This window comes from Lachnoanaerobaculum sp. Marseille-Q4761 (genome assembly GCF_017565785.1).
In the GTDB taxonomy this organism is placed as follows: Bacteria; Bacillota; Clostridia; order Lachnospirales; family Lachnospiraceae; genus Lachnoanaerobaculum.
In genome coordinates this window covers 489317-514247 of sequence record NZ_JAGEKB010000001.1, presented here as the reverse complement: position 1 = coordinate 514247, position 24931 = coordinate 489317, and the positions used below count along the sequence as shown (strand labels likewise).

The 24931-nt window shown below is 32.2% G+C and carries 28 protein-coding genes and 1 pseudogene; 27 read left to right on the top strand and 2 right to left on the bottom strand.

The features are described 5' to 3' along the window. Nucleotides 1-66: 66 nt before the first annotated feature. The 8 genes from J4O15_RS15820 (at nucleotide 67) to J4O15_RS02380 (ending at nucleotide 5477) form a co-directional block, all read left to right on the top strand. Complete coding sequence (locus tag J4O15_RS15820) at nucleotides 67-1236, top strand: RHS repeat domain-containing protein (protein WP_243761937.1); 1170 nt, start codon at nucleotides 67-69, stop codon at nucleotides 1234-1236. A 43-nt stretch (nucleotides 1237-1279) separates the two neighbouring features. Then, nucleotides 1280-2062 carry a hypothetical protein gene (locus tag J4O15_RS02405; RefSeq protein WP_208099558.1) on the top strand — a complete coding sequence of 261 codons (783 nt, stop codon included), beginning with the start codon at nucleotides 1280-1282 and terminating at the stop codon, nucleotides 2060-2062. A 73-nt stretch (nucleotides 2063-2135) separates the two neighbouring features. Continuing rightward, nucleotides 2136-3428 (top strand): hypothetical protein, encoded by a 1293-nt coding sequence (locus tag J4O15_RS15815; RefSeq protein ID WP_243761936.1) that lies wholly within the window; start codon nucleotides 2136-2138, stop codon nucleotides 3426-3428. Next, nucleotides 3413-3865 carry a hypothetical protein gene (locus J4O15_RS02395; protein ID WP_208099557.1) on the top strand — a complete coding sequence of 151 codons (453 nt, stop codon included), beginning with the start codon at nucleotides 3413-3415 and terminating at the stop codon, nucleotides 3863-3865. Before J4O15_RS15815 ends, J4O15_RS02395 begins: the two co-directional genes overlap by 16 nt. Before the next feature lie 108 nt (nucleotides 3866-3973). Continuing rightward, nucleotides 3974-4339 carry a hypothetical protein gene (locus tag J4O15_RS15810; RefSeq protein WP_243761935.1) on the top strand — a complete coding sequence of 122 codons (366 nt, stop codon included), beginning with the start codon at nucleotides 3974-3976 and terminating at the stop codon, nucleotides 4337-4339. A gap of 12 nt (nucleotides 4340-4351) precedes the next feature. Then, nucleotides 4352-4837, top strand: a complete 486-nt coding sequence (locus J4O15_RS15805) for a hypothetical protein (protein ID WP_243761934.1) — start codon at nucleotides 4352-4354, stop codon at nucleotides 4835-4837. Nucleotides 4838-4901: 64 nt separating this feature from the next. Continuing rightward, nucleotides 4902-5093 (top strand): hypothetical protein, encoded by a 192-nt coding sequence (locus tag J4O15_RS02385; protein ID WP_208099556.1) that lies wholly within the window; start codon nucleotides 4902-4904, stop codon nucleotides 5091-5093. A 78-nt stretch (nucleotides 5094-5171) separates the two neighbouring features. After that, the gene (locus J4O15_RS02380) at nucleotides 5172-5477 is read left to right on the top strand and encodes a hypothetical protein (RefSeq protein ID WP_208099555.1); all 306 of its coding nucleotides are present in this window, start codon (nucleotides 5172-5174) and stop codon (nucleotides 5475-5477) included. A 130-nt stretch (nucleotides 5478-5607) separates the two neighbouring features. On the opposite strand, the gene J4O15_RS02375 is transcribed toward J4O15_RS02380, so the two are convergent. After that, the gene (locus J4O15_RS02375; RefSeq protein ID WP_208099554.1) at nucleotides 5608-6933 is read right to left on the bottom strand and encodes an IS1380 family transposase; all 1326 of its coding nucleotides are present in this window, start codon (nucleotides 6931-6933) and stop codon (nucleotides 5608-5610) included. Between the two features lie 490 nt (nucleotides 6934-7423). Here J4O15_RS02375 and J4O15_RS02370 point away from each other — a divergent pair, with 490 nt between their 5' ends. Further along, nucleotides 7424-7888 (top strand): hypothetical protein, encoded by a 465-nt coding sequence (locus J4O15_RS02370; protein WP_208099553.1) that lies wholly within the window; start codon nucleotides 7424-7426, stop codon nucleotides 7886-7888. 214 nt (nucleotides 7889-8102) lie between these two features. Then, nucleotides 8103-8228 carry a hypothetical protein gene (locus J4O15_RS16090; RefSeq protein WP_279545165.1) on the top strand — a complete coding sequence of 42 codons (126 nt, stop codon included), beginning with the start codon at nucleotides 8103-8105 and terminating at the stop codon, nucleotides 8226-8228. Nucleotides 8229-8494: 266 nt separating this feature from the next. Here J4O15_RS16090 and J4O15_RS02365 read toward each other — a convergent pair whose 3' ends face one another. Next, on the bottom strand, nucleotides 8495-8812 hold the full coding sequence (locus J4O15_RS02365) for a hypothetical protein (protein ID WP_208099552.1): 318 nt from the start codon (nucleotides 8810-8812) through the stop codon (nucleotides 8495-8497). A gap of 459 nt (nucleotides 8813-9271) precedes the next feature. Here J4O15_RS02365 and J4O15_RS02360 point away from each other — a divergent pair, with 459 nt between their 5' ends. The 17 genes and pseudogenes from J4O15_RS02360 (at nucleotide 9272) to J4O15_RS02290 (ending at nucleotide 24612) form a co-directional block, all read left to right on the top strand. After that, complete coding sequence (locus J4O15_RS02360; protein WP_243761933.1) at nucleotides 9272-9433, top strand: hypothetical protein; 162 nt, start codon at nucleotides 9272-9274, stop codon at nucleotides 9431-9433. Between the two features lie 237 nt (nucleotides 9434-9670). Next, complete coding sequence (locus tag J4O15_RS02355) at nucleotides 9671-10480, top strand: hypothetical protein (RefSeq protein ID WP_208099551.1); 810 nt, start codon at nucleotides 9671-9673, stop codon at nucleotides 10478-10480. A gap of 150 nt (nucleotides 10481-10630) precedes the next feature. Beyond that, nucleotides 10631-10759 (top strand): hypothetical protein, encoded by a 129-nt coding sequence (locus J4O15_RS16085; protein ID WP_279545161.1) that lies wholly within the window; start codon nucleotides 10631-10633, stop codon nucleotides 10757-10759. A 134-nt stretch (nucleotides 10760-10893) separates the two neighbouring features. After that, on the top strand, nucleotides 10894-11550 hold the full coding sequence (locus tag J4O15_RS02350; protein ID WP_208099550.1) for a hypothetical protein: 657 nt from the start codon (nucleotides 10894-10896) through the stop codon (nucleotides 11548-11550). Further along, nucleotides 11537-11668: a hypothetical protein gene (locus J4O15_RS16080; RefSeq protein ID WP_279545159.1), complete on the top strand. Its 132-nt coding sequence runs from the start codon at nucleotides 11537-11539 to the stop codon at nucleotides 11666-11668. The genes J4O15_RS02350 and J4O15_RS16080 overlap by 14 nt, the downstream gene beginning before the upstream one ends. A 167-nt stretch (nucleotides 11669-11835) precedes the next feature. Then, a pseudogene (locus J4O15_RS16400) lies at nucleotides 11836-12498 on the top strand (hypothetical protein). A gap of 585 nt (nucleotides 12499-13083) precedes the next feature. Next, the gene (locus J4O15_RS02340) at nucleotides 13084-14079 is read left to right on the top strand and encodes a YARHG domain-containing protein (RefSeq protein ID WP_208099549.1); all 996 of its coding nucleotides are present in this window, start codon (nucleotides 13084-13086) and stop codon (nucleotides 14077-14079) included. Nucleotides 14080-14270: 191 nt separating this feature from the next. Next, complete coding sequence (locus tag J4O15_RS02335) at nucleotides 14271-14729, top strand: hypothetical protein (RefSeq protein ID WP_208099548.1); 459 nt, start codon at nucleotides 14271-14273, stop codon at nucleotides 14727-14729. Nucleotides 14730-15153: 424 nt separating this feature from the next. Then, the gene (locus tag J4O15_RS02330; RefSeq protein ID WP_243761932.1) at nucleotides 15154-16155 is read left to right on the top strand and encodes a YARHG domain-containing protein; all 1002 of its coding nucleotides are present in this window, start codon (nucleotides 15154-15156) and stop codon (nucleotides 16153-16155) included. Nucleotides 16156-16166: 11 nt separating this feature from the next. Then, nucleotides 16167-17156, top strand: coding sequence for a YARHG domain-containing protein (locus J4O15_RS02325; protein ID WP_208099546.1), 990 nt, complete (start codon nucleotides 16167-16169; stop codon nucleotides 17154-17156). 204 nt (nucleotides 17157-17360) lie between these two features. Continuing rightward, nucleotides 17361-19184, top strand: a complete 1824-nt coding sequence (locus J4O15_RS02320; RefSeq protein ID WP_243761931.1) for a leucine-rich repeat domain-containing protein — start codon at nucleotides 17361-17363, stop codon at nucleotides 19182-19184. 234 nt (nucleotides 19185-19418) lie between these two features. Beyond that, nucleotides 19419-20576 (top strand): WG repeat-containing protein, encoded by a 1158-nt coding sequence (locus J4O15_RS02315; protein WP_208099545.1) that lies wholly within the window; start codon nucleotides 19419-19421, stop codon nucleotides 20574-20576. 35 nt (nucleotides 20577-20611) lie between these two features. Next, a complete protein-coding gene (locus J4O15_RS02310; RefSeq protein ID WP_208099544.1) occupies nucleotides 20612-20743 on the top strand; it encodes a leucine-rich repeat protein in 132 nt (43 codons plus the stop codon). Nucleotides 20744-20764: 21 nt separating this feature from the next. Next, nucleotides 20765-21241: a hypothetical protein gene (locus J4O15_RS02305; RefSeq protein ID WP_208099543.1), complete on the top strand. Its 477-nt coding sequence runs from the start codon at nucleotides 20765-20767 to the stop codon at nucleotides 21239-21241. A gap of 69 nt (nucleotides 21242-21310) precedes the next feature. Next, complete coding sequence (locus tag J4O15_RS02300; RefSeq protein ID WP_208099542.1) at nucleotides 21311-22858, top strand: hypothetical protein; 1548 nt, start codon at nucleotides 21311-21313, stop codon at nucleotides 22856-22858. Then, nucleotides 22855-23067, top strand: coding sequence for a hypothetical protein (locus J4O15_RS02295; protein ID WP_208099541.1), 213 nt, complete (start codon nucleotides 22855-22857; stop codon nucleotides 23065-23067). Before J4O15_RS02300 ends, J4O15_RS02295 begins: the two co-directional genes overlap by 4 nt. A gap of 237 nt (nucleotides 23068-23304) precedes the next feature. Continuing rightward, nucleotides 23305-24612 carry an ATP-binding protein gene (locus J4O15_RS02290; RefSeq protein ID WP_009221130.1) on the top strand — a complete coding sequence of 436 codons (1308 nt, stop codon included), beginning with the start codon at nucleotides 23305-23307 and terminating at the stop codon, nucleotides 24610-24612. Nucleotides 24613-24931 lie beyond the last annotated feature (319 nt).

Here is a 24931-nt window from a genome sequence, read left to right as displayed (position 1 = left end):
CTTGGCTTAAGTTACTCAAAATTAGGAAAAACAAGAAGCTACAGTTATGACGGGCTTGGAATCAGGATGGGAATAAAAGAGTATGAAAGGAAGATAGGCTATGGAGAAGACGGGCTTAAGATTATCTTGGAAGAAAACTTGTCGGAGCTGACACCGTCATATGAAGAAAGCTATATACTTGACAGAACAAGGGCATATCACAACCTTTTGCAAAATAAAACCATAAAAAGAGGCAGTCAGGCAATACAAAGCTATGTCTGGGACTTTAATGTTGCATATATGGAAGAAGGAGAAAAAGAGTTTACCTATCTACAGGATGAGCTGGGAAGTACAATTCGCCTTCTTGAGCAGGGAGGAGAAAGTCAAGCTGTATATGGCTATGATGAGTTTGGAGAAGATACTTATAACACACAGGGACAGATGCAGCCATTCGGCTATACAGGCTATAGATATGATAATGTAGCTGATAGCTACTTTGCCCAGGCAAGAGAGTATGTGCCGAGAGTGGGTAGGTTTGCCGGGGAGGATTGGATAAAGGGAGATATAGAGCAGCCATTTAGCCTGAATCAGTATGGGTATTGTTTTGGGAATCCATTTGGATTGGTGGATTATGATGGAAAGAAGCCTAGAGTTCCATTAGCTAATCCGTCAAATGCTAATATTGATGATTCATATAAAAATATAGTAATAAATGGAGCCAATGCGGATATGGTACATTGGTATCAGGAAGTAACAGGAGATTATAAGCCTTTGGAGAAAGGGGAAATGTATTATGCAGATGTTTCCGCCTCGTTATCTGCCAGTATTTATAAAGCAGCTGGCGTGGGTAATGTGAAAGGAAAAACAGTATTGTTTGATAAAGATAAGTATTGTATTTATGATTATGGGGGATTTGCAGCTAATATTAGCTATGGAATTCCGGTAGTTGATACGACTATATCACTTGGGGTTGTACGTAATGTTTATGAACCTGTAGATTTTAAAGGAGAATTCGATGCACTATATACGTATAATATATTAAAAGGTGGAAAAATTACAGCAACTGGAGTTAGTGCAAGAACAGGAGAAAAGGTTACATCTGTTTCGAAGTTAGCTATTTCAAAGTTTCAGATGAGTTTGGGATATAGCAAAACTTATTATGTGTCAGATACTCAAGATTGGATTCATGGTAGTTATTTCCATGATACAGGAGATGTTCCGCAAAAAAGTAATCCTTATTGTACACAGGTATATTAGGTATATTAAGTAAGACTATAATATTTTTTGTAGGTGTTTTATAATGAAAGAAGATATAAATTTTTTAATAGAGAGAAATAGTATATTAAATACAAATTTTTTTTGTGATATTGTTGTAGTTATTGCATTGATAATAGTGGCATGTATTTGTGTGGTTAGAAGACAAAAATTGAAAGAAAGAGAATATATAAAGAAAATCAGGTTGACAATGTCCTTTTTATTTTCTATAGGTATTTCTGCTATTATATGTCTATCAATTATTATACCGATGATAAAGCACTTAAAACGGACAGTTGATTTAAAAAAAGATTTGAAAGAAATGTCAGTAATAAAATCTATAGGTATTGTAGATAAAATGTATTCATATGAAAAAGGTGTTAATGCGGTTGTAATAGGAAATACACATTACTACGTTGCACCAAATATTGGGAATATGAAAGAAAATATGGAGTTTGAATATGAATATTTAAAAAATTCACATTATATAATTTCTTTTGAGGTGCTAAGTGACGAACCTATTGGAAAAGATGCCTTTGTTAAAGACAGTACATTATGTAAGTTTGGATATAGTGGAATACAGCATGTTAGATATGATACAGTAGATGATCTGGCGTACAGATACGTTATGAGTTATTTAAAAAATACAAGTGATGAACAAGATTACTTAGATAAAGAAAGTTGGGAAATCTACTCATATTATATTAGTGAAAAGGGGTGGTATAGAAGTAACATATACTCATTACATAGTAATAAAAGGGCATATATCATAATAGATAAGAATGGAAAACCGCTGTATTTTTGGACATCAAGTATGAAGGTGAAGTAGAGCATTTAAGAATATTTGAATTGACGTGGGTTTTCATTATATTTTCGTACTTTCATATAAACTTTTTGGAAGAGTGACAGAAAAGAAAGACAGAGAAGGTTATAATACAGCTTATTCCTACACAGAAGCTGGAGATATCAAAAGTATTATATATAATGACGGGAAAAGTGTGGAGTACACCTACAACAGCTTAAGACAGTTAAGTCAGGTAAAGGATGCACTTGGTACTATAAATATAGATAGTGATAAGTTTGGCAGAACAACAAAGGTAGTGGATTATAACGGTGAAGAAGTAAGTTATAGATACGGAAAGTATGGTGAGAGATTAAAGACATTATATCCTGACGGAAGCAGTGTATCATATGAATACGATAAATATTTAAGACTGACAAGCCTTACATCAGGAAATAAAAGGGTGGATTATACTTATGACAAAGAGGGAAGACTTATCAGAAAAGATATGTCTGAGGATGTAAGCAGTATCTATGAATATAGTGAAAGAGGACTCTTAAGCAAACTTTCTCATTTAAAGAAGAATGTAAAGCTTGAAGAGTATGCCTATGATTATGATTTTTTAGGGAATAAAACAAAGATTGTAAGACATAGGGATGTAAACTCGAAGGGAATAAAGGAAAATGATAATAAAGAAAAGATAATACATAAACTATATGGAAATCCTATGGGGTTTGTGGATATAGATGGTAAAACAGCCAAAGTAGCAACATTAGTAAACCCATCTAATGCAACATTTAATGGAGATCAGTGGGATAGTAATGTGAGTTCAAGGTTTATTCAGACAACTGCATGTGTAGGTAATAGAGTTGGAGAAATTAATAGGGAAATAAATTTTAAAAGTGATCCTCAAGGTATGAGTATATTATTTCATTATCTATATGGAAATGGGGTTAGCATGATTCAAGAAAATGGTAGTTGGTCAGAATATTTAAAAGCAGATAATGAGTTAAAGGAAAGAGTGAAAAATATTGTATATCCATTGGGTGAACCTTTAAAAGCAGGACAAAGCATTGAACTTAATCAAGCTTACTATTACCCAGATATTTTTGTTGCAAATGGAGAGGCAATTATAGGATATAATTATTTTCATGGACCTGAAGTCGAAGCGGGTGGATTTGTCATAGAAGGAAAGATTTCAAAAATAGGTGAATCAAGGGTAGAGTATGACTTACATTATATATGGAACGATAGAATGGATCCGAACTTTATGTATAGTTCTGATAAATGGAAAGCTAATGTGGCAAATATTATAACAATGGGTAAGGCAAAACCATTTTTAGTGAAAATTTCATGGAATGATAAAACAGTTATTGATAAACGGGGAGGTAGCTGCGGATGGTTGTCAGATTAAAATATTATATTATGATAGTAATATTTATTTTATGTGTAATTTTATTGAGCTTACTTAGTAAAAAAAATAAAGAAGCTATTATTATAGATAAGGAGCATAGTTGTTTCCATGATTTTAAAATATATAATGGTAAAGTATATATGTATTGCACTATAACATTAGAAAATATAACAGATAATGATTTATTATTTAGTATATTTGCGGAATCATATGAAGATAAAGTAAATGGTTTGATAACGAATGAAAGAATGAAAGGCTATGAATGGGAGATAGATGAAAAAACTAGAGATATGAAAGTAACCGATAAAAAAATATTTTTTATTAATAGAAAACAGAAGATTAGTGAATTAAAAATAGTATTTATTGGTGAACATGGAAGTGGAAATATGAAAGATAACAGAAATTTGCCGGATATTTATATAGTTATAAATAAATAGGTATAATGGGCATAATGAATATACAGCTATGACGGGCTTGGAAACAGGATTGGAATAAAAGAGTATGAAAGGAAGATAGGCTATGGAGAAGACGGGCTTAAGATTATCTTGAAAGAAAACTTGTCGGAGCTGACACCGTCATATGAAGAAAGTTATATACTTGACAGAACAAGGGCATATCACAACCTTTTGCAAAATAAAACCATAAAAAGAGGCAGTCAGGCAATACAAAGCTATGTCCGAGACTTTAATGTTGCATATATGGAAGAAAGGGAAAAAGAGTTTACCTATCTACAGGATGAGCTGGGAAGTACAATTCGCCTTCTTGAGCAGGGGGGAGAAAGTCAAGCTGTATATGGCTATGATGAGTTTGGAGAAGATACTTATAATACACAGGGACAGATACAGCCATTCGGGTATACAGGCTATAGATATGATAATGTAGCTAATACCTACTTTGCACAGGCAAGATAGTATGTACCGAGAGTGGTTAGGTTTGCCGGGGAGGATTGGATAAAGGGAGATATAGAGCAGCCATTTAGCCTGAATCAGTATGGGTATTGTTTTGGGAATCCGGAGAAGTTTGTTGATTTGGATGGAAAAGTACCGACTATAGCCATTGGTGCAGGTATAGGAGCTGTGTTTGGATTTATTGGTGGAGTAAGTTCGGAGATAATAGGGATATTATCGGGTAATCAGAAGAATATTAATTGGAATAATGTAATTGTAGATACTACATCCGGACTTGCAGTAGGAGCAATAGCAGGTACGGGTATAGGAATAGGATATATAGTAGCAGGAGGAATGTCCGTTGGAGTAGGTAATTATGTTACAAAGGTCGCTGCTAATGGTGAATTTAAAAGTAAAAGCTTGCAGGAGCATTTCGTTGATGGAGCAATCTCAAGTGTTGTTTGGGGTATTTCTGCGGCAGCCGATGGTGCAAAAAGAAGTATAAGAATTGAAAGAAATTAGTAAAATAATTAATAACGGATTATATAATATCGCTTTGGCAAAGGCTGTACAAGGAGGAGCATATATGGGTGATGTAGCGAGAGAGAATATGGTTGATGCAGATAAGTGGCAGTATACAGAGTTTATTCGGGAAATGACTGTTGCAAGTATAAGAACGAATTTGTTAGCTACAATGCTATCATGGTTTTCAGATACAGCAATGAAAGAAACAAAAAATAAAATTTATAAAAAACAAAAACAGCAATATTTCGGATGAAGAACTGAAAGATAGGTTTAAAAAATATATAAATTCAGCCACTAAAAAGGTAAATGCTTTACAGAATTGGAGAAATTTATGCCGGATATATTGACTTTATTATTAGGGACTTTTTCATTGTATATATTACTTTATGGTGTCTGTTGGGGAACAGATAAAACTGATATAGAAAAAAATAAGAAAAAAATAAAGTTTAATAAGTATACAAGCATATTATTTTTTTTGTGGCCAAGGAATGAAAAAGTATATTGGCTAATATATATAATATTAATTACTGAAAGTGTAGCATTTATATTAGTGTGGATAGCATACCTCTTAAATATAGTGTTTTTATATAAAATATTAATTAATCCTGAATTATTCACGGTACAATATTTTAGTTAATTACCGTGCTATAAATCTTTAAACTTGACCAATGACGCTATAACTGACTTAATACATCTAAAAATGGGCAGACTTCCCCTAGGTAGTGTTTTTGAGTAGTTATTAAGCTCTCAAGGTTCATTATTAGTTGTTATTCAAGCTGTATACATAGCTTGCTGATATTGGATATAGTCTCATAGAACTCATCCTTATATGGGCAACTGCTACACAGCTTGAATGTCATATATCTTGCTGAACGAATTACTTTTGCAGCAATCTTTAGCAGTTTTAGACGGACAGTATCAATGCGTTGTTTTCGCATATTTGCAGATAATGCCAATCGTCTAAACCAATTAAATATATTATAAGCAAGTGCATGTATTTGAAGCCTGTTGGCATTTACAATCCTTGTATGACTGCTGACAGAGGCAAAGTCAAAACCTGTTTTACTTTCCTTTATGAAGTTTTCCATCAAGCCTCTTTTGCAATAGAACTTGATAAGATATTCAGGGGATGACTCCATGTTTGTAACAATGAATGTATACATGTAAGTCATTTGGTTTTCAGGCTTTTCAACTTTACAGACAACACGTCTTTCATAAGGCCAAGGACCTGCCTGATACATGAAGTCACCATAAACCACAGCATAATCTACTTTGTTGTTTTTTGTGATTTCATCAAGTTCATCTACAAGATATGATGCCTTATCACGAAGTATAGCATTTTCTTTCAAACGAATTACATAGCCGGTACCGTTTTCTTCACACTGTTTATATAAACCGGGTGTTGCAAAGCCACTATCTCCACGAAGGAGAAGTTTAATTTCCGGAAAACCTTCAAGATATTCATCAAGTATAGGCTGCAGAAAGTCCACAACTCCTGTGCTTGAATACTGAGTCCCGTCACGAAGCTGAATTTTAATCAAATCTCCTGTGATTCCATCATAGCAAACAAGTGGATGGTAACCGTTATTTTGATAGTGGAAGTTAAATGCTCTGCCTTCCTGTTTGCCATAGGCATTAAGAAGTGTTGAGTCCAAATCCAAAATGATAGCTTCCGGCATCTGAATGCTATAAACTTTCTTTCGAAGAATTTGATTTATTGAAAGGAACCGTTTCAGCGAATCCTCATCCATTCGATTATGAAATCTTGAAATGGTTGGTTGTGATGCTAAAGTGTCTTTATTTAGCACTGCTTTAAACACAGGATCATTTGTAAGTTCATCTGAAGAATCATCTTCAAAATAGCCTGCAATGATCATATATATCATCTGAAGAAGGTTTTCTTTATCAGTGTGATAACGGAATAATGCAGAATCATTGGTCTTAAATGATTTACAGAAAAGTTTGTCAATGCCAAGTTTACTTACGAATTCTTTTATAAGAAGTAAGCCTGCATCGGAGGATAAATCTCCTCCATCGAAATTAATTTTAATTTTTCTATTGCTTTCAAGTGATAAGGTGTTTACAATACTCATAAAGGGCTCCTTTGTGTGATTATATTGAGTTTTAGCACCTTAATTTTACCACAAATGGACGCTCTTTTTTTATTCACTTACTAGGTGAAAGCAATATTTTGTTAAAATATAGTAATTATATGGCTTTCAGCCACGTTCATGATGTTGCCATGAATAATCTAGGTTAATTTGTACATACGAATATATTTATCTGGAATGTTTATTCTTGGTATAATAATTTTAAAAAAAAGAATAAAAGATTTTATAAGTGGTAAGATCAGATAAACCTAAAAAAGTAGTAAAATGCAGTAAATATCAATGAGGTATGTAATATCCATGGATATAATAAAAGCGGACTTGACAATTTAAAGGAAGGTACAAAAAAGAATATTAATTGGAATAATGTAATTGTAGATACTACATCCGGAGGATTTATTCTTGTAATGAAAATTTTAAAAAGAAGGGTGCAAGACTTTATGAATGGGAAATAGTAGGTGAAAAGGGGGATTAAATGTTTATGATAAGATTTACAATAAATGGTTCGTGTATAACAAATAGAACGACAACAGAAGTATGGAAAATGTTTGACAAGTTATCGGTCATGAAATCATTAAAAGGTAAAAAATTTCAAATGATATTGAAAGGTGAAAAAAGTGGATTTAAGCATATTGGATTGTGCTATGTAAAAGGTAGCATAGAAGAACAAGATAATGGATGTAAGATAGAATATACAATATTTCCGGAATTTATATGTATAATTTTGTTTATACTTTATATTTTTATTTATATGTACAAGTTATATGTAGATATAATGAGAGGGTTTAGTGGTTATGTAAGTTGTGGAGTAGTAATTAGTGTTATACTTATGATCTTACCTGCAATTTTAATTGTACTTGAGAGTAGAAGTCAGCAAAATGTATGTAAAGAAAGGCTACAATATTTGTTAATGGAAGGAAAGACGATAATACTGCTATAATTTAAGTAGATTTAATGTAGATTAATCTTATTTAGTAATTCATATTTTATTAAGTATCTTTTGAAAATAAAACATAGTAAGTTTTAATGGAGGTAGTGTATGATGAAAAAGATAAAGGAAAGTTCCATAGAGTCAAGTGGAGAAGTAAACATAGTATTCGAATTTAAAAACAAATGGCTTAGCAAAAGTTAAATCTACATTAGCAGGTATAGTAATGAAATTTGCCAAAGATAAAATTTATAAAAAACGAAACAACAATATGTCTGATGAGGAACTGGGGGAGAGATTTGAAAGGTATATAAATAGATCGACCAAAGTTGGAAAATACTTTGCAGAATAGGAGGATAGTGTGAAAGAAAGTAGGGGTAAGCTATAAACAGGCGCACTTAAATAAGCTGTCTTAAGCAGGCAACTTATTTGAGGATATAGATTTAGTAGATTGATCAAGAAGCTAAAGATTCATCAGGAGCTTCACCTTTTTATGGTCAAAATACCGGAATCATAGCCTTGTATATATCGTATTGGATTTTTGCTATAATTATTTCAGTAAATTTTTTTTATAATCTGCCTGACGACTTTGATAAATTAATTGCAGGTGAACCGGAATTAATATCTGACTTTCTTTTTTATTATCAGATGATGAAAGAATGCAATGTTAATGAAATCATGTAGTTTAGAAACACTCATTTCCAGTTGTATCATATTCTCTTGCCGGTATTCATCAGAATGTTTTTCTTGATTCTGTTGAAGATCCCAGAATGTTCGTATTCCGTAGATTTGATCAATATATATGTCCGAGTGCCACTTTGTCACATCGAAGTCCTCATAATATCTTATAGCACCAAATTTAGAAGCCTTGCTGTCCTCTCCATTAAGAAGTGCATTTGCCTTTTCAAAATCATCAAGAAGGACAGCCATTTGCATAACTCTCCCATTACGGTTATGCTTTACTAATGAAATCTTTTATATCACCAAGCTGCTTCCAGACCATTTTCTTAAATAGACCTTCCCAAGCCGGTAAGTTATTAATATCCCTCATCTAACCGCTCCATTCTCTTCTTAAGTCACTATCATCCTGTAATTCTTTTAGATATCTCTTCACAGTTCGCCAACTTAACGCTGTAATCTTTGTCATCTCGGCAATTGTAACACGACTTTAAAAAATGATGGCAAGTATAATAGCCTTAGTCTTTATGTATTTTGCCGATGTATACCATTTCAAAAAGTTATTTGTCCTTTTTGGCAAACTCTCGGTGTCATTTTTGTTCGGAATCTTTTTGTCTTTCTCACATGCTATGAGAGTGGTTGAAATAGCTTAAACATTATATAAAAATTTCTAATTTAAGGTTCGCAAACCAACAATATAAGAAAGATGGTATCCAAATGGATAGTAGTAGTTTATCACATACATCAGGGTATTGTAAGTATCATATAGTGCTTGTACCAAGACATAGTAGAGATTCTACCAAAAATGAGTGTATCGGATTTTGTAGGATATTTAAAAAATATAAGATATCATATTGTTATGCACTTATATTTATTTGAATATATATTATAGAAACAGAACAAAAAATGAATGAAAAATATAATATGATTTGATATAATTAAGATAATATTATGAGCGTGTAAAAATATTTATAAAATAAGAAGGAGAGTGTATAAACAAAAGTTTCTTAAAGTATCAAAATAACGGGAGTTGATTAAGAAGTCGGGAAGATGGTGAATTAAACCTCGGCAGTGCCGATAAAACACTTTAAAGTATCTGTTCGGAAGGGAAAGTGTATGAATAAGATAAGATGGATAACTGTAAGCATATTGCTTTTATTTATAATAAACAGCTGTAGTATATATAAAAAAGATATTGCAAATGAAATTAATAAAGATGGATATGCTGTAAATTTTATAGAATATGATAAAAAATACGAAATTGATATTGATAATGATGGTGAGACGGATTCAGTAAAGGTATTTATTGATGCGGATGGATATACATCGCTAGAGGTAAATAATCATAAAAAAACAATAGGCTATGGTGAAGAGGGTGTGAAAAGTGTAATTATAAATGATAACAATGGTAATTATTGTATTGGCATAGCAATTCACTATGTTAATGATACACGAATAAGTGAGTTCTATAGATTGAATAAAGACAATATAGTATATATGTCAACTGTAGACGGATATATAAAATCTGCATATCAAAATTTGGGTTTATATGTGGAAGATAGAAAATATATTATAGGTTTTCAAAATACAACAGGCATATATTTAATAAGTTCTGAATTGAACCTTATTTTAGAAGGTAATTATATTATAAATGATTCTAAGCATACATTAGTGAAAGAGCTTAAAGCATATAAATATAATGATAAAACAGCTGCTTATGAAATAACTACATATCAGAAAGGGGAAGTTTTTCATTTATACGAAACGGATATGCAACACTTAATATATTTTAAAACGGAGAATGGGGATAAAGGATATATTAATGCAACAAAAGACGATTATGAAAGTACTACAGGTGAATTTTATATAGAGGAAGAGAGATTAGTTGATTATTTTGATGGAGAAGAAATATCATGGGCGGGTTAATAGCGAATAATATAGTTTCTTAACTATATTATTTAAACAGGAATTTTTATAATAGGATGCTACAGTTGCCAGGGAAATACTGAGCAACCGGCAAAAATAATATATGATTATTGAAATGGAGAAGAAAAGATTTTAGAAGAAAATAATGTAATGGGAATATTAGAATTATTTAAAAATAATTCTTTGAGAGATGGGCAATTGGATCATAAAAGGATGAGAAAAAGAAGCATTAGAATTTATAGAAGATGGCTGGAAGAAATACATAATGATGTTGTATGACGGAAGTTGGTATAGGGTAAAAGTAAAATTTACCGATGTAATTGAGCAAAATGTATATGTTCAAAATACTTTTCAGGTATGAAGTGTGGGTGGTCGTGATAATACTGAAATTAATTAATAGCTGGAGGATTAACTTGGATAAAAAAGGGAGAACGGTAAGATTAGTTGTTTTTTTGGGAATAGTTACTTTAGTATGTATTGTCAGCTATTCTGTTTATAGATATAGAATTTACTTACAAAGTGTAATAAATATGCGTAGTGAAGCTTCTATAGAATTTTTTTATGATGGAGTAAGAAAATATGAATTACAGCAAGCCACAGAAGCTAAATTGGAGTATGTCGCTACTGATGGAAGTGTATTTTATTTTGACAATGAAACTATGTTGGTCGATAAGTGTGAAGAAGTATCCGACAAATATATAAAGGGAGAGATAAAGGAACTGGGACAATTTAAACTGATAGAGGGAGAAAATACAGTTAGGAGGATAGAGATATTCAACGATAATATGTCTCATATAAAAGTATGGAATGAACCTGAGAAAAGATATAAGACAATTTCTGAGAGTGAAGGGTTGGAAGAATTTAAGGAAGTGAGAAATCTGGATGAATTATGTAGATATATGTATAAGAAAAGTGAGTTTAATGTACTGTACATTGATGAACTTAACATAATAGGGCATGATAGGACAGCACATTTTACAAAGTTTATCTATGACTACGGAAATGGAAAAGAAAAAGTGATAAAAGAATATGGGAGAATATCTTTTAGAAAATTATTTGAAGTGTTGTAGTGTGATGTATGAACTAAAGACAAAAACAGAGATATTTAAAGATGAAAGCAGGCAAAAGCTTGATATCCCCGGCATCAGTACAAATAACACAAAATGGAACTCAGATAGAAATGAATGACGGAATAACCCATCAGGGAAGTAAATTATATTTGGGATAAAATACGGATAGGTTATATAGGAGCATATAGCAAAAAAGAATCAGGATGAATGGATTAGCTTAGTTAATTTATTTAGTTTATTGAAGGATGAGTATAAGGAATAGCTTTATGAGGAGGTATCACTGTAATGGGAAACAAATTAAAGTCTAGGTGGATTTTATGCTTCATAATATTTTTCTTAGCATTATTAATATATGGAAATCACTTATTTAAGCAAAGAGCTAAAAAGTTGGAAGATATGAGAAAAAAAGAAGCATTAGAATTTATGGAAGATGGCTGGAAGAAGTACAGAATGATGCTGTATGCCGGTGCAAATATGGAGTATACAGATAGTAAAGGAAATATCAGAGTAATAGAAACGGAACCGGTGCTTTTAGATATATATGATGAAGTTGTAAAACCTTATATTTTAGGTAATTTATCTACCCTTGGCTCCTTTCAAATAACTGAGGGAGAAGAAACATCAGAACTGATACAAAATTTTAATGATAATATGAAACATGTAAAGATATGGGGTGCACATAAGAGCAGGTATATATCAATTGCTGAGAATGAGGGGTTGGAAGAGTTTGAGGATATAAATAGTTTTGAAGAACTGTGGGAGTATATGAATAGATGAAATGATGAAGGAGTTATATATATTAATGAACTTGATATAGTTGGACATGACAGAACAGGTAGATCCGGAAAGTTTATATATGATTATGGGAATGGAGAAAGTAAAGAACCGTCAGAGAGTGTGATTAGTTTATTTGATTTATTTAAAGACAAGTATAAAGATTGGTCATAAGGAGAAACTTATGGTTAGAATAAAGAGTGGGCTAAAGTCTAGGTGGGTATCAGAGGGAGAAGAAATGGAGAAATTTCAGGAAATAAAGAATTTGTAAGAATTAATAGCCTATATTGATAAATTAACCAAAAAGGAAAATACTATATATCTGCTCTTGCTGTAATTGGATCGGATGGTTCAGGCTCCGGTGGTAGAATAACATATATATCAGATAATGGAGAAGAGAAAATATTGAGAGATTCAGGAAGGCTTAGTTTGTTTGATTTATTTGAGAATTGGGAGTAAAGGTTGCTACCAAAAAATGATGAATTTTGTGGTTGTCGTTTTATAGAAAGAGGAAATACAAGCAGAAAAGAATAAATAAGTTTTGCCTGATTTGAAGATAAGATCAAGCAATATTTAAATAGGACTTATTAGTAAGGTAATCTAAGCATATTACCATATAGAACATATGAATATCAGCGAGGTATAAAAGTTGACAGTGAATGAAAATATAAAAAAAGTCAATAGCAATTATTGCTGTAACATCAATATTAACATTACTTTTCATAGCAGGGATATTTGTAGAGGAGGTAGAACTAACTGATGAAATACTTTATTTTGATATTTTGTGTGGCAATTGTAGTGTGCTCTTGTGTACAAAGCAATAAAGTTGCAGATATGAGACTTGATTATGGAGTGAGCGATGAAATTGGATTAGAAGAAGCACAGGATCTCATTAAGGAGATAGTCACTTTTATGGAAAAAGAGATAGAACTTGGGGATTCAGGAATTGCTTACAGGGATTCAGATGGTTTTGATAAATACTATTTTAGCAGGAAAGAGGATGAAAAGAGGCTCGAACAATTACATCTGAATTATATGACTGATGAAACATATGCATATTTTACACAAATGTATGAAATCGGCAGATATGGTCGTGGAATGGCACAGCAGGTGGAAAGAGATGAGAAGACAGGGTATGGATTAAGATATGCCATTGATATACAAGGGGATTTCAGATTGAAATCATTTGATAATAACGAACTTCATTTGGAGGTACCTTTTATATATCATGTTGTTATATCGGATACTTTACCAAAGCAGGATTATGGAGAGATAGTATTTACTAAGGATGATAACGGAAATTGGAGAATAAGTAAGATATCTCAATGGTATAATGATATTGTATTTTATGGGCTTGGAAAAAGGATGTATCTTTTAGACAATTATTGTAAAACAAAGTCGGATTATGAGCAGTTCGTAGAGAGATTCGGAGTTTCATCAAGCGGTGAGAAAATACCAATGGATATCCTACAAATTTCATATAATGAGATTTTACCAAATAGTGACAAGCTAAAGTTTGGAGAATTTATAAATGGAGAATTTCCGGAATTATTTACCAAATTGACAGCTTATCTGGCAATGGAGGAAATATATGCAAGACATGGAAAACCATATGAGAAGGGAACATTTGAATATGAATATTTCAACAAGGCAACAGCATGGTATAAAGAAGACCATAATTTTTCAGAAAATATGTTAAATGATATTGAGATATATAATATTGGTAAGTTGAGTGAGTATATTGATGGTTTATAATTACTATATATTAGATAGTGATATCTGCTACTGTGACAAGATAAATATTAGTAAAAAGTGTATAATATAAGATTTTATTGAAGAATTTATATATGTTTAAGAATAGCAAAAGTGAATTAAGCAGCAGACATTTAGAAATCGGACTGCTACTTAATGCAATAAAATAATGAAGAACCGACTCTCTCTGTTAAATGAGTAACAAAAATTGCAAATGGTATACAGACCGATATAGAACGAAGATAGGAGTTATATCAACAGGTACATACTACGATATTTTTGTTCATACCGGTCTAAAAGTAAGTAGCAATTATTCAATTATTTATAGTGATAAAAGCTATCTTAGTATAAAATATGATGGATTTGTAGTAGTAAGGAAAGCCAATAGACCGCATTATATGTGCCTTTGTTTAAACATAGATTTGAAAACCGGTGAGGTTATAAGGCGGGAAGATTTAGTGGATATAGAAAAGCTGAAAGATAAATTTATAAAAGATAATTTTACAGTTGTAAAAGGACTTGATGAAAATATTTCTCTGGATGAGAAAGGTTGGAAGGATTTATTTAATGAGTATCTGGAATATCCCCTTTTAGATGAAGATAATTTGCATAATTATGATTTTTATTTTACCGGATATAATGACTCATATTGAGCTAAAGATATTGGAGTAGATTGAAAAAGTTAGACATGGAGGATTTTATGTCGAATTTCTGCATTACAGCAATAGTGACTTTTTTAGGACATATACTACTTTATAGTTTCTGTTGGGGAACAGATAAAACAGATATAGAAAAATATAAGAAAAGATAAAGCTTAATAAGCATACAAATATATTTATCCGGAATTTTTATTCTCGGTATAATAATTTTGAAAAAAAAGAATAAAAGATTTTATAAGTGGTAAGAACAGATAAAATCGTATATAAGATTGAAGGAAATTCTAATGACAGAGTATCTGTGAAAAACATACATGGATTATTCTATCAAGTTACATAAATATTTGGACGGATTTTGTAGTAATGGCGGTACTGATTATGCTTATGTGCCGTATAACATTGTTGAGAGGAGATGGAAGTGATGGATAAGAAAATAAATATACTCATAATTATACTTTTAATAATGTGTTTTAGTTATGGATGTAGGGCAAATACATATTCAAAAACAGAAAAATTTATTGATCATAATGCCGGAGTGGAAAATCTTTCGGATGAAGAAGCTATAAATCTGGTAAAGGAAATTATAACATTTATGGATACCGGTATAGAAACCGGTGAAGATGTTGAAGGCTTGAATGGGGAGAATTTCGCCTATTTTAAGAACAAAGAAGATGAGAATAAATTGGAAATCTATCACAGAAATTATATCAAAGATGTTGTATATGAATATTTGACTTCAATGTATAGAATCAAAAGGTTTAATTCCGGTGTGGGAAAGGAAAAACAGGGATTTGAGAGTGGAACTGTCAGGTATAGAGTAGATGCTTTAGGGGATTTCAGTATTCTGTCAAGAGTGGACAATGAAATATGTATTGAAGCTGATTTTAATAAAGACAGTAGCCTTGGAGAAGGTATGCCGGATACAGATAAGGGACATATATTTCTTAGCTTATGCGATGACAATAAATGGAGAATATCTAGGATTTCTCAATGGTATGATGATTTAGTATTTTATGAATTGGAAGAATATATAGATGAATTTTTTGACAGTCAAAATAATACAAAAGAAGACTATGAAGCTTTTATTAAGGAATACGGTTATGATAAAAATGGAAATAAAATACCTATGCAGATGTTAAGATCTTTTCCAAAGTATGCGGTTTTGTCAAGTAGCAGTTTTGCCGTATTGGAGGAATTAGAAGATAGCTATACTTTGAAACGTCTCTCCAAGCTTGCGACCTATATTGCTTGTGAAGAAATATATGCAAGACATGGAAAAATATATCCTAAATATTCCATAGAATATAATTACTTTAACGGATTGGATTGGTATAAAGAAAATAAAGAATTCAGTGAAAATGATCTAAGTGATATTGAAAAACATAATTTAGAGATTATAAAGGCACATTTGGAAGGGTTTTAGGAGACAAAATTATGAAATATAAATTATTGAGCATATTTTGTATAAGTTTGATATTACTTTTTATATTTAATGCTAAAATTGCCGCTGTTGAAAATAAGGATAACAATTCTGAAATGACTGATGAAAGAGTTATAGAAATTATTAAAGAAATTGCTGATTTTATGGATTCGGGAGAAAAAATCAGTGATGAGGTGTCTTGCAGAGAGTCGGACGGATATCATGATTACTACTTTAAAAATCAAGAAGACGAAGAAAAACTGTATAAATACCACAGAGATTATATTAAGGATGCAGCTTATGATTATCTGTGTGAGATATATGATATAAGGTTTTATAGAGGTAGGTGTACGCAGTCAAGAACATCAAGAAGTGACTTAAGTAGCAGTTTATATTATAAAATTGATACAAATGGTAATTTTCACATAAAAAGCAGAGATAAAAAAAGTATATGTGTGCAAATACAATTTGTAAAAAAGGTAATATTAACTGAGAATATGCCCGAAATCAGCGACGGTGAGGTGTATTTAGAACTGTGTGAAGATAATAAATGGAGAATATCTAAAGTTTCTCAATGGTTTGATGATTTGGCATACTATGATTTGGGATATTGTATGAAGACATTCTTTGATCCGGAATATAGTTCGCTGTCGGACTATGAAAAATTTATAGAAAAATACGGTTATGATTCAAAGGGTAATCGAATCAGTATGTATATCAGCACAGATGACAATGATGAGATTTTTCAGGGGAGTGATACCGAACTTATTAGTGAAGCAGCGAATTTAGAAAAGTTGAAAAAACTTTCCAAGTTGGCGGCATCTATGGCTCGTGAAGAGATATATGCAAGACATGGAAAGATATACCCCAAGTTTAGTACGGAATTTAACTATTTTATAAGAAAAATATGGTATGAAGAAAATGAAAATTTCAATGAGAATAATTTAAGTGATATTGAAAAAGAAAATATAAAGATAATTTCCGAGTATATTGAAAGCTTTTAGAGGATATTTAGGAATTAACTTGTTATTTAATGCAGGAGTTACTACCTATTAATATAAAAAGCAGTTGGAAATGAACTTGTAAGAGTAATTATAGATGATGATAAGAACAAGTCTGATTATAAGTATTTACTAAACTATGCCATGGTATTCTTCACCGTAAATGGCAGGATTAAAAATAAAGGTGATATATTGAGGAATGTATATATGAAATTTAAATATAAAATTTTTTGTATAGTTATAGCTGGAGTAATAGCTGTTTTTATATCGTATATAGCTTTAAATTTTAGATGGCATTTAGTTTTAAGGGATAATAAAGTTATTGAATATAAAGCGGGGTTAGTAGATAAAAATATAAGAAACCTGACTGTATACATACCCGAAGGTACAACGGAAATTATTGAGGATGCTTTTTCAGATTGTAAGAGTATAGAGAAAGTATATATTCCGGAAAGTGTAAAAATAATACATAGAAGAGCATTCATAGGCTGCAAAAATTTAAAAGAAATAAATCTGCCGGAAAGTTTAGAAAAAATAGACAGAGATGCATTTAATGGGTGTACAAGTTTGGAAATAATAAGAATTCCTGAAAGTGTAGAATATATTGGGGAATCAACATTTAGCGGATGTACTGATTTAAAAGAAATATCATTGCCACAATCACTTAAAAAGATAAAGGAGATGACATTTTTCGGATGTGAAAACTTAAATAATATAGAATTTCCACAAAACATTACCGATATTGAAATGGGTGCATTTATGGGATGTGAAAATTTGGAGGTCGTAAAACTTCCCGACACTATAAGTCATATAGAGGATTCTGTATTTTCCGGTTGTAAAGCATTGAGAGAAGTGGTTTTACCAAATAATTTAAAGTATATAGATGATGCAGCATTTAACGGATGCACAAGTCTATCATCTATATACTTAAGTGATTCTGTTGAAGGGCTTGGGTATAATGTTTTTGGAGAGTGTACTGAACTTAGCGAAATAAATATACCTGACAGTATCAGCCGGGTAGGAGCATATTGTTTTGAAGGTACAGAATGGTATAAAAAACTTCCTGTAGATTCAGAGGGATTAAAATATTATAAACATATATTATTTCAATCAACTTACAGTATGGAAGAGGTTTTGATTCCAACTGAGATTACTGTAATTGCAGGCGGTGCATTTATAGGAAATGATGAACTAAAAAGTGTTGTTTTATCAGATAGATTAAAGAGTATAGGAGAGTATGCTTTCTCAGGGTGTAGTAAGCTTTATAATATAGCAATACCGGAAACTGTGAGATATATCAGTTCATCAGCATTTTACAATTGTAAAAGTTTGGAAAATATATCAATACCTGAACATATCACTCATATATATGGTAATACTTTTGAAAATTGTGAGAAATTTCAGCATATAGAACTGCCTCAAGGACTTGAATATATAGGTAAAGAAGCATTTAAAGGTTGTACTTTTATAAAAAAGACTGTTATTCCAAAGAATGTGAAGCAAATAGATGATGGTGCATTTAGTTTATGTATAAACTTAGAAAATGTAGAGTTTGAGGGGGAACCGCTCTATATCGGAAATTCTTTTTATGATACAAAGTACTATAATAGCATAAAAGAGGATGAGTATAGTTGCAAATATATAGGGAATCATCTTATAGAACTTGTGGATAAAAAAAGAGGAAAGGTTATCATAAAAGACGGAACAATCAGTATAGCAAATAAAGCATTCTCTCAATCCAATATAAGAGAAATAGTTTTTTCAAAAGAACTGAAAATGATTGGAGAGTCCGCTCTAGGTCATTGCTATAGATTAGAAGATGTAGAGTTTCCGGAAGGGCTGATATATATATCTAAGCTGTGCCTTGTAGATTGCAGAAATTTAAAAAGAGTATATATACCTAAGTCGGTGGATGATGTAGGAGAAAGTATACTCTTAGGCTCAGGTAATGTAAAAGAAGTAATTGTGAGTAAAGAAATAGCGGAAAAGATTGATTTTTATGAGAATGTGAAAGTGAGATATATAGATTAAACGGCAGAAAATTATTATGATAAGCAAATGGATCACTCCAAAAGTAAGGAATTCTGAAGCTATGTCTTTGGATATAGGATATTATATATGAAGAAAGCTATATCCTTGACAGAACAAGGGAAAACAATAACCTTTTGAAAAATAAAACCATAAAAGAGGCAGGAAAGATCTAACCGCTCGATTTACACTGATAGTGGATTTGAAAATTCGATATTTAGAAAAGAAAGGGTAAATATGATTATAAGGACAGAATACAAGCAAAAATATTTATGTAGTAGAAAAAAGACCGTTATTTTAATATTTATTTTACTTTTAATATTTTCCGGTATTGTGGTATCAAATTTGCTTGTTAAAACCAATGCACAATGGGAGTGGATAATCAAGCCGGGTTTATATAAGAATATAGCTTTTTTGGATGGAGATTTATTTAAATTTCATAAAAATGATAAAGAAGTTTGTATTATTGATGCAAGTACCAAAGATATTTTTGAATATCCACTTTTTGATGATATTGAATTTGATAGAGAAAATGTCTTTATTGCCAATAAAAATTCTTCTTTTTTCCATGTTGATAAAGCAGGTAATAAGTTATCGGATAAAACTTATGAAAGTATATATTCCCTTAAAGATGGCTTTTCAGCGGTCAAGCTTAACGGTTTATGGGGATTTATAGATGAAAATTTTAATCAGGTTATTGATTTTAAGTTTTATGATGTACATTCATTTTATGAAAATTATGCTGCAGTCATGGACAAAGATAATAAGTGGGGATTTATAGATACAGCAGGAAATGTAGCAATAGATTTTCAATATGATGAAGTTGAAAATTTTAGAGAGGATTTGGCAGCTGTTAGGCAGGGAGATAAATGGGGATATATTGATAAAAACGGTAAAGAGGTAATCAGTTGTAAATTTGATGAAGTACATAGCTTTAGTGAAGGACTTGCAGCTGTTGCAATTAATAATTATTTGGAAGACGGTTATATGGCATGGGCATACATAGATGCTAAGGGAGAGGTTGTGATTCCTTTTTATTCATATAGTGCTTTAGGTGGTATTCCTTTAGTTATAGGTGATTTTCATGACGAAAGAGCCTTTGTAACAAAAGATTTGGTATCTGTTATAGGAAAGAATGGAGAAAATATTTTTAGCGGTGATTCTTTATTCTTTATTTCAAAAGCAGAGTATTATAAAGAACATTCAGCAATAATTGGCTACATTTATTCCGACTCAAGTATGAAGATTAAAAAATATGGTCTTTTAAATTTGAAAGGGGAGGAAGTATTAAAACCGGTATTTGATTATATAGAAAGTATATATGGTGAATATATGATAGTTGCAGATATAAAGAATGAAACAGATATGAACTATGGTATAGTTAGAATAAAATAAAATATATTGACAAACTGTCAGATGTACTATCTTTTATGAAAGCATTAAAAGGTAAAATCAAGGGGTTAAAACGCATAGAGGATTCAACTTTTGCAAATTGTATACAGATTGAAAATATAAAAATACCGGAGAGTGTGGAATACATCGGTAAGTCTGTATTTATATGAGAGTAAAGACGAGGGATGTTTATGAAAAGGATAGTTAGAGCAGTAATATCATTGTTTCTTTTTTTATTTGTAATATTGGGAGTTTATATTATTATTGCGTGTATACCGGTAAAATATGCAATCAGAGAAGAAAATTTTATTAAATATGGTAAATTTGTTTTATTGCAAGGTAATTATAATACAGGGACAGGTTGGAGTAAGGTTGGCGATGAAACCGGATTTTACAGTGAGGATAAGATCCATGATATATGGATCGAAGGGGAAGTTGAACCGCCTGCAATATCCACATCTTTTGGAGGGGCACAAAAGGTTTATTTATGTAAGGTAGAAGAGCTGCCGGAATTGAAGGATATAAAGGGGATTATGTGTCAAGCCTATAAAATCATAGAGTGGTATCCGGTTTATCCTGTGGTAAGAGAGCCGACTATTTTACCGGACTTTATATATCCGGCAGGGTTTATAAATATTTATGATATGTCGGATGAACCGGTATGGTAGGAAAAAATGCAGAGATGAAACTATGACTTTGCAGGGGAGATTATATATAGGTATGTGGGAGGGTTGAAAATGAAAAAAATATTTACAGCAATATTGTTCATTTTTTCTATCAGTATCATGTTTGCCTGCGGCTTGACAGGGCGGGAAAAGACTGTAGAACAAGCCGAAATATATGAAAATAACTCGAATGAGAATAAAAGTGATGTTGACGAACTGTCAGAGTCGGATATAGAGAAAATTAAATGGTTGATTCAGACTCTACATGCATCTCATGGTGGTGCTTCCAATACTATAGGTAAGGGAGGTGTGCTGGATACTAAGGAAAAACAGGCAGCATTTCTGTATACTTTAAATGAAGTGGAATGTGAGAATATTTTAAAAGATAGTTTGGAAAAGTATGTTATTTTTGAAAATGATAAAAAACTTATAAGTTCTGAGAATGCGGAATTTGTACTGAAAATGGCGGGAGCCTTTGATACGACAGATGTATGGCAGTATCTTTCTAAAGAAGATAGCTTTCATATGGAATCTGAGGATATGTTTGCTCTTCCTGTTTATGCGAGGGAGGGAAGTGAGAATTTTATAGAGTTTAGAGACTGGACATTCATAGTAGGAGAAAACGGTAAACTGACGGTACAATATAAAACATATAGTCCGGCACTCCATGGGTATATAGACAGAGTGAAACTAAGACTACACAAAAATAAGAAAAGCATATTTGGAGGATATAGTGCAGATTATATGCTCAGTGTTCCTATAGAACCTGAAGGAACAACTTTTAATCAGGATGAATTTTGTAGAGAAGAAAATTGGGGTGAGTATAGGAAACCTCTTACTATGGGGGATTCTATAGATGATTACATTTTCAGTCTGGACGATTCTTTATATCAAATGCCTTTTCCTTTAGAGGAACTTATATCAAACGGATGGGAATATAATGGAAATCTTATAGAGGAGGAAAAGAGAGCGGAAATCACACTTACTAAGGATGGTGATGAGATTTTTTGCATTTGTTGGTATTGCAAAGAGAGCCGTGTTCCGAAATGGTATGTTGTAAGCATAAAGACAGGGCTTATAAGGGAAAATTCAAATATGGATTTTGAACTTTTTTCAGGGCGAAAAAGGGGAGACTATGCTTATGATTATAGAGAACATGGAATATACGGGTTTTGGGATCCACTATACGGTTATGGATATGGAATCAGTGTTTACGCTGCGGATGATAAAACCATTCAGGGCTTTAATATCAGATATGCTCCAAAGTATACAAACAGAATTAAAAGATTAAATGAAATTGCCACAGATATAAAAGATGAGGTAAGCATAACAGAAAATGGATATACGAAACTTGAGCGGGATATTTCTTATAAACTTACTATGTATGAAGAGCCGATATATGTACAGATAAAGAGCCTTGATAAGGTCGGATGGGCTGATGACATGGACCTAATATGGGTAAAGAGGGGTGAGCAGGAAGAAATCGTTGAATATATCGAATATGGTATGTATTATACTTTATTTATAGACGAGAACAAAGAGGCGGCAGTCGAGGTGATTCGTATAGAAGACGGTCCGGATATGGAACCGGAAGTAGTACCTATAGTGGGAAATAAATGAAAAATAAATTTTATACTTGTATAGGTAGAAATTGGATGCTGTTTTTAGAGCTGCTCAAATATTTTCCTAAGCTTTGTGAAAAACATTTGAGTAGCATCAAGGATAAAGATTTGAATGCCGTTTGGACGGAGTCTAATTATACGAGTATGGACGGCAAGCGTATATTTTCAGTTCCCAAACTGTGGTACTGTATACAGTTGAGAATGTAGCCTTCTTGTTATAGGCTTGATAAAAGGAGTTGAAAAAGGAAAGTGAAGGAAGCATGTTTATTGCTTTGGTTATTTAAAGTGTAGATTCATATATCGAAAAAGTGGAAATAAAATTGCCGAAAAAACTGAAATGAAATTGCCGAAAAAGCAGAAGTAAAACTGCCGAAAAAGCAGAAGTGAAATTGAAATGTACTATATTACATGCTATACTGGGAATTGTCGGGAGGCAGAGTTAATATGGAATATGTAAGACGTATTGTTGATCAAGTTCTTGATCGAAAACAAGAGGCATTTAATGCTATAAACATTATTGGCCCTAAAGGATGTGGAAAAACAAGAACAGCAAAGGAGCGATGTTCCACTGTGATTGAGTTCCAGGATGAAGAGAAAAGAGATGGATATTTAGCTGTAGCAGATACATCACCTAAACTACTTCTGAAGAACAAAAAACCAATATTGTTTGATGAGTGGCAGGATGCTGTAAAAATCTGGGGAGCGATTCGAAAAGATTGTGATGATAATCCTGAGTCTGTTGGTGAATACTACTTGACAGGTTCGACAAGCCGAAAAATAGACACACCACATACAGGTACAGGCCGAATTACAGAACTTTTAATGTTTCCGATGTCATTATACGAAACCGGAGAATCTAACGGTTCTGTCTCATTATCAAAAATAATGGATGATGAGTCATATGACATAGATGGGGTTATGTCAGATCTGACGCTTGAAATGCTTTTTATAGCAGCATGTAGGGGAGGGTGGCCGAGATGTTTGGCACTTTCTTCTGAAGAAGCAAAGCTTGAAATTGCAAAAGATTACTTTCGACAGATTTATCAAAAAGATATAATTGCTATTGATGGAGTGAGAAGAAACCCGGAGTTGGCAAGAACATTGATATGGTCATATGCGAGAAATATGGCTACAACGGCTAAGAAAAGTAGCATTTTTGCGGATGTTAAAGCTACACAGAATACAACAGATAAAACTTTGTTTTCTTATATAGAGATACTGGAGCAGCTATTTGTTATAAAAGATATTGACGCATGGACGCCTCAAATCCGGTCGAGAACCGCAATCAGATCTGCAAAGAAGCATATTTTTGTTGATCCGTCTATTGGAATTGCTGCCCTTGGCATAAGTCCGAGATACTTTAATAATGATTTAGATTTATTCGGGCATGTTTTTGAAAATCTTGTTTTGAGAGATTTACTTGTCTATGCAGATGCACATGAAGGAAGAATCATGCATTACACAGATGATACCGGTATCGAAGCTGATGCAGTATATCAAAACTCTGACGGAAAATATGCATTGATTGAAATCAAAGTAGGTGCAAATAAAATTCCCGAAGCTGAAAAATCATTATTACGCTTTAAAAGGGTAATACAAGAACATAATAAGGAAGCATTAAAAAATTCGGAGCATCCACATCCTATATACAGAGAACCATCTGCACTGATTGTCATTTGTGGCACAGCACCAATGGCATTTACAACAGAAAATGGCGTGAAGGTTATACCTATTGGCTGTCTGAAAGATTGATTCTGCTCTTAAAAAGCAAAAATATCTTATTTAGAGTTGTATTGATATTGTTATTATTCTAATCCATAGATTAAAAGAGAAAAAACAAGCTATCACTTTAAGATTTTCTTCTTAAAGTGATAGCCTTATTTTATTCAATACTTCAATGATTTTGATAAGGGTTTAAGTGACAGCAATAATAATCAGTCAGGTGATCGCCTTGCATTTGGCGGATCTGATAGCCAGTCAAGTAACAGACCTGCATTAGGCGGAGCCGACAACCAGTCAGGTGATCGCCCTACATTAGGCGGAGCCGATAATCAGTCAGGTGAGAAGCCGT

Excerpts from the sequence above, each read along its gene's own strand:
- J4O15_RS02380 (WP_208099555.1), top strand. The coding sequence starts at position 5,172 with ATGCCGGATATATTGACTTTATTATTAGGGACTTTTTCATTGTATATA.
- J4O15_RS02365 (WP_208099552.1), bottom strand. The coding sequence starts at position 8,812 with ATGCAAATGGCTGTCCTTCTTGATGATTTTGAAAAGGCAAATGCACTT.
- J4O15_RS02385 (WP_208099556.1), top strand. The coding sequence starts at position 4,902 with ATGGGTGATGTAGCGAGAGAGAATATGGTTGATGCAGATAAGTGGCAG.
- J4O15_RS02335 (WP_208099548.1), top strand. The coding sequence starts at position 14,271 with ATGAGTAACAAAAATTGCAAATGGTATACAGACCGATATAGAACGAAG.
- J4O15_RS16090 (WP_279545165.1), top strand. The coding sequence starts at position 8,103 with ATGAAATTTGCCAAAGATAAAATTTATAAAAAACGAAACAACAATATG.
- J4O15_RS02370 (WP_208099553.1), top strand. The coding sequence starts at position 7,424 with ATGTTTATGATAAGATTTACAATAAATGGTTCGTGTATAACAAATAGA.
- J4O15_RS02340 (WP_208099549.1), top strand. The coding sequence starts at position 13,084 with ATGAAATACTTTATTTTGATATTTTGTGTGGCAATTGTAGTGTGCTCT.
- J4O15_RS02405 (WP_208099558.1), top strand. The coding sequence starts at position 1,280 with ATGAAAGAAGATATAAATTTTTTAATAGAGAGAAATAGTATATTAAAT.
- J4O15_RS02375 (WP_208099554.1), bottom strand. The coding sequence starts at position 6,933 with ATGAGTATTGTAAACACCTTATCACTTGAAAGCAATAGAAAAATTAAA.
- J4O15_RS16085 (WP_279545161.1), top strand. The coding sequence starts at position 10,631 with ATGGGAATATTAGAATTATTTAAAAATAATTCTTTGAGAGATGGGCAA.
- J4O15_RS02295 (WP_208099541.1), top strand. The coding sequence starts at position 22,855 with ATGAAAAATAAATTTTATACTTGTATAGGTAGAAATTGGATGCTGTTT.
- J4O15_RS02315 (WP_208099545.1), top strand. The coding sequence starts at position 19,419 with ATGATTATAAGGACAGAATACAAGCAAAAATATTTATGTAGTAGAAAA.
- J4O15_RS02330 (WP_243761932.1), top strand. The coding sequence starts at position 15,154 with ATGGATAAGAAAATAAATATACTCATAATTATACTTTTAATAATGTGT.
- J4O15_RS02320 (WP_243761931.1), top strand. The coding sequence starts at position 17,361 with ATGAAATTTAAATATAAAATTTTTTGTATAGTTATAGCTGGAGTAATA.
- J4O15_RS02290 (WP_009221130.1), top strand. The coding sequence starts at position 23,305 with ATGGAATATGTAAGACGTATTGTTGATCAAGTTCTTGATCGAAAACAA.
- J4O15_RS02300 (WP_208099542.1), top strand. The coding sequence starts at position 21,311 with ATGAAAAAAATATTTACAGCAATATTGTTCATTTTTTCTATCAGTATC.
- J4O15_RS15820 (WP_243761937.1), top strand. The coding sequence starts at position 67 with ATGGGAATAAAAGAGTATGAAAGGAAGATAGGCTATGGAGAAGACGGG.
- J4O15_RS02305 (WP_208099543.1), top strand. The coding sequence starts at position 20,765 with ATGAAAAGGATAGTTAGAGCAGTAATATCATTGTTTCTTTTTTTATTT.
- J4O15_RS02355 (WP_208099551.1), top strand. The coding sequence starts at position 9,671 with ATGAATAAGATAAGATGGATAACTGTAAGCATATTGCTTTTATTTATA.
- J4O15_RS02360 (WP_243761933.1), top strand. The coding sequence starts at position 9,272 with ATGGATAGTAGTAGTTTATCACATACATCAGGGTATTGTAAGTATCAT.
- J4O15_RS02395 (WP_208099557.1), top strand. The coding sequence starts at position 3,413 with ATGGTTGTCAGATTAAAATATTATATTATGATAGTAATATTTATTTTA.
- J4O15_RS02310 (WP_208099544.1), top strand. The coding sequence starts at position 20,612 with ATGAAAGCATTAAAAGGTAAAATCAAGGGGTTAAAACGCATAGAGGAT.
- J4O15_RS02325 (WP_208099546.1), top strand. The coding sequence starts at position 16,167 with ATGAAATATAAATTATTGAGCATATTTTGTATAAGTTTGATATTACTT.